We start from the raw sequence: 342 nt of genomic DNA, 5'->3' as shown, positions 1-342 counted from the left end.
CGTTCGGCCTGCCGGGGCTGAGCTTCATTGCGCGTTACGTCAGCGGCCGCGCCATCGACGGCAGCCATGCGCCGGCCGGCGGCGCCTACAACCCGCTGGGCGCCGATGGCCGCTACCGGCCCTTGCAGGGCAGCGGCGGCAAGCACTGGGAGCGCGACCTCGACCTGCGCTACCTGTTCGCCTCGGGCCCGCTCAAGGACCTCTCGCTGAACGTCTCGCACCTCAGCCACCGGGCCAACGCGGCCCAGGCCGGCGACGACATCGACCGCCTCTACCTGATCGTCGAATACCCACTCAAAGGCTCGCTCTGACCATGACCGCACCCGCCGCCTCACCCTGGAG

General features: G+C 70.8%; 1 protein-coding gene. It reads left to right on the top strand.

The window, feature by feature from the left end; translation table 11 throughout:
* The coding region (locus tag BST14_RS31890) for an OprD family outer membrane porin (RefSeq protein ID WP_142279710.1) at positions 1–311 on the top strand (311 nt) is incomplete at its 5' end.
* Positions 312–342 lie beyond the last annotated feature (31 nt).

This window comes from Mycobacterium arosiense ATCC BAA-1401 = DSM 45069 (assembly GCF_002086125.1).
In the GTDB taxonomy this organism is placed as follows: domain Bacteria; phylum Actinomycetota; class Actinomycetes; order Mycobacteriales; family Mycobacteriaceae; genus Mycobacterium; species Mycobacterium arosiense.
This window is presented reverse-complemented; position numbering and strand designations above follow the sequence as displayed.